The following is a 2,691-nucleotide window of genomic DNA, read 5'->3' as shown; positions in this document are numbered from 1 at the left end:
ATTCCCATATTCCATAAGCTTTTCTTTAGTCACATAAAAGCGACCTACAGCCTCTTGGATCATCTTGTACATATAAGCTAAGTTATTATCCATATCATTTTTCTTAGCCAATTGATTAGATTCTTGCCAGAACTGCTTGATTTGCTCCTCATCATAGCCAACAGATTGAATAAAGCCTTGTGCCTGCATATCATCAGGGGTTAAAGTCTTATCAAAATCATAGCACATGGCAAGAACTGGCATAGAATCTTCACGTGATACTAAGGATGAATCTTTAGTATCACTTTTGTAGGTTATCATACGACACCTCCTTGTGATAATAAAACAACTAAACAATTAATAAGTCTATTCACTCTCTTATATTCCTGAGGTGTCCCTTTGACAACCCCCTTTGTTATCTATTTTACACGATACGTCAACGAAACAGCGTTATATAGCATCGTAATTCCATCTAAAATAGAGTTTCTTGCCTGTAATTTGTATCAACAATCCAGCTTTTTTCCATGCTTTCTTTAATAATTGCTGTTTTTGAAAGCTGGTCAATAAGTAAACTAGAATTTGGATCATGTAACAAACGATTATGCCGGACCGCCGCCTGATTTGTATTAGCATAACAATAGCGACAGAAATGACTACAACTATCATAGGCACCTATATCACCATGTAAATAACAATTACATTCCGGTCTCGCTGGTGCCCGTTTAGGTGCTTTTAACGTAACATTCCAAGCCCGTTCATAACAATCTAAGGTTAAACAACCTTCCGTATTAGCCCCTAATTCTTTAAATGCGTCCCCTTCTCCACAGGTTTTAAGGTCCATATTGCAAGAATGAGCAATAGAAATAAGCTCCTTAATAATGTTATGTTGTACATCAACACTTGGTCTAAAACCTTCAGGAAAGTTCTGAGCCACCTTATCAAATATATCTAAGAAACTTACAACTACCGTATCCGTATATCCTTCTAGCGCCTTAGCCATGTTATAAAAGCTTTCAAAATGGAAATCTATTGTGTAGTTATGGGTTAAAATAATAGGATCATAACGCCACACCATGGATTGAGGATTCAGTCTTGTTGATATTTGTTTAAATCCGTCTATTACAGAATCTGCTTTTGGTACATAGGGCTCGATATCTGGACCATAAGGGGTTATAGTCATGTGCCAAAACTGTCTATAATCATTTATTTCATGTAAGAGCGGAATAAATGGCAAAGGATTCTTTGTACAAAACGCAATACCATCTACTACTTCATGATTAATAGGATACCGTGTTATCTGCATTGGGTTATAGGGATTTCGTACATCTACAAATCCTTGATGAACACGATTAATCAACCATTGCCCATAAAAGGCAGGAATATCCGTACGTTGTCCCGTCTGTAAAATCATTGTCCTGCCCTTTCATAAAACAAAAATATAGATGTATTATATCATATTCAATATTAATTATTTATGTAGTAAGTGTGATATTTATAGTATGGTACATTCTCATTTTATGGTACTATTAAGTGTATTAAAAATGAGGAGAACAAAAAGATGAACGATATATTTGAAAAGAATCATCCTATGAAGGATGACAAAGAGTTTATTACCGCTTATTGGAGCGATCGAGCACGTGATTTTGGGTCATTGCGAGCTAAAGAATTAGAAAGCCCTAAACTTAAGCTTTGGCGTGATGAATTGATGAGCCATATCTTTGACTCTGATCGATCTCTACGCATTTTAGATATTGGCTGTGGCGCTGGATTTTTTAGTATTATTCTCTCTGAATTGGGCCATACAGTACATGGTATTGATATTACCCCAAATATGATTGATGAAGCTAATCAACTTGCCGAATCACTAAACTCCGATGCCACCTTCTCCGTCATGGATGCTGAAAATCTTAGCTTTGATTCTAATACCTTTGATATTGTTGTAGCCCGCAATGTAACATGGAACTTACCACATCCAGATAAAGCCTATGCAGAATGGTTACGCATCATTCGTCCAGGTGGTTTAATCCTCAATTATGATGCGGAATATGCTCGCAATCACCATGACTTACCGCAATCTGTTCATCATGCCCATGAACATGTAAGCAATGAGTTAAAAGAGCGATGCCATACTATTTATCATATGCTTGAAATTTCATCCTTTACACGCCCTCAATGGGATAAAGAAGTGCTCACAAAATTAGGTGCTAGCTCTGTCACCATTGATTCCACAGTAGGACCTCGTATTTACAGTGAAGAAGATGAATTTTATATTCCTGTACCAATGTTCTTGGTGAAAGTAATAAAATAAATTTTGATTAAATCAAAAAAATCCATTAGAAGCACTAATGGATTTTTTTTTGACCTAAATATCGTCATTAACGTCATTCATAAAATTTTCAAAAGAATTTACAGGTGCAATATCGATATAGTATGTCGAATAATCACCTTTTTCATGCCAAACTCTTACAGAATCAACATCTTTTTTTATTAACCAATCGCGAGTAACAGGTACACGCTCATCTAAACCTAATACATCAACTAATAACCATTGCCCTAACGCTGATTGTCCATATGGTTTACCTGTTAATGGGTCAATTTCATTTCTACTACCCGATTGAAATGCTTTGTGTCTTTCTTGAGTTATAAGTGCTGGTATGCTCTTACCATTTGGTAATACTAACTTAAACCTTATTTCTGGTTTATTTTCTTTAT

At 35.6% G+C, this 2,691-nt stretch carries 2 protein-coding genes and 2 pseudogenes; 1 reads left to right on the top strand and 3 read right to left on the bottom strand.

Annotation, left to right across the window (positions count from 1 at the left end; all coding sequences use genetic code 11):
* Together Q7P05_RS02315 and Q7P05_RS02310 are read right to left on the bottom strand one after the other, a co-directional pair.
* A pseudogene (locus Q7P05_RS02315) lies at positions 1 to 300 on the bottom strand (haloacid dehalogenase-like hydrolase); the annotation flags it as partial.
* A gap of 151 nt (positions 301 to 451) precedes the next feature.
* The gene (locus Q7P05_RS02310) at positions 452 to 1,390 is read right to left on the bottom strand and encodes a DUF1848 domain-containing protein (protein WP_303930240.1); all 939 of its coding nucleotides are present in this window, start codon (positions 1,388 to 1,390) and stop codon (positions 452 to 454) included.
* 147 nt (positions 1,391 to 1,537) lie between these two features.
* On the opposite strand from Q7P05_RS02310, the gene Q7P05_RS02305 reads away from it, so the two are divergent.
* Positions 1,538 to 2,287, top strand: a complete 750-nt coding sequence (locus tag Q7P05_RS02305) for a class I SAM-dependent methyltransferase (protein WP_303930239.1) — start codon at positions 1,538 to 1,540, stop codon at positions 2,285 to 2,287.
* 54 nt (positions 2,288 to 2,341) lie between these two features.
* Here Q7P05_RS02305 and Q7P05_RS02300 read toward each other — a convergent pair.
* Positions 2,342 to 2,691 (bottom strand): annotated as a pseudogene (locus Q7P05_RS02300) (NgoFVII family restriction endonuclease); the annotation flags it as partial.

Origin of the sequence: Veillonella dispar (assembly GCF_937975875.1) — a bacterium.
GTDB lineage: Bacteria > Bacillota > Negativicutes > Veillonellales > Veillonellaceae > Veillonella > Veillonella dispar_B.
This window is presented reverse-complemented; position numbering and strand designations above follow the sequence as displayed.

Bases quoted from the DNA above. Each gene is read 5' to 3' on its own strand.
- Q7P05_RS02310 (WP_303930240.1), bottom strand. From the start codon at position 1,390: ATGATTTTACAGACGGGACAACGTACGGATATTCCTGCCTTTTATGGG.
- Q7P05_RS02305 (WP_303930239.1), top strand. From the start codon at position 1,538: ATGAACGATATATTTGAAAAGAATCATCCTATGAAGGATGACAAAGAG.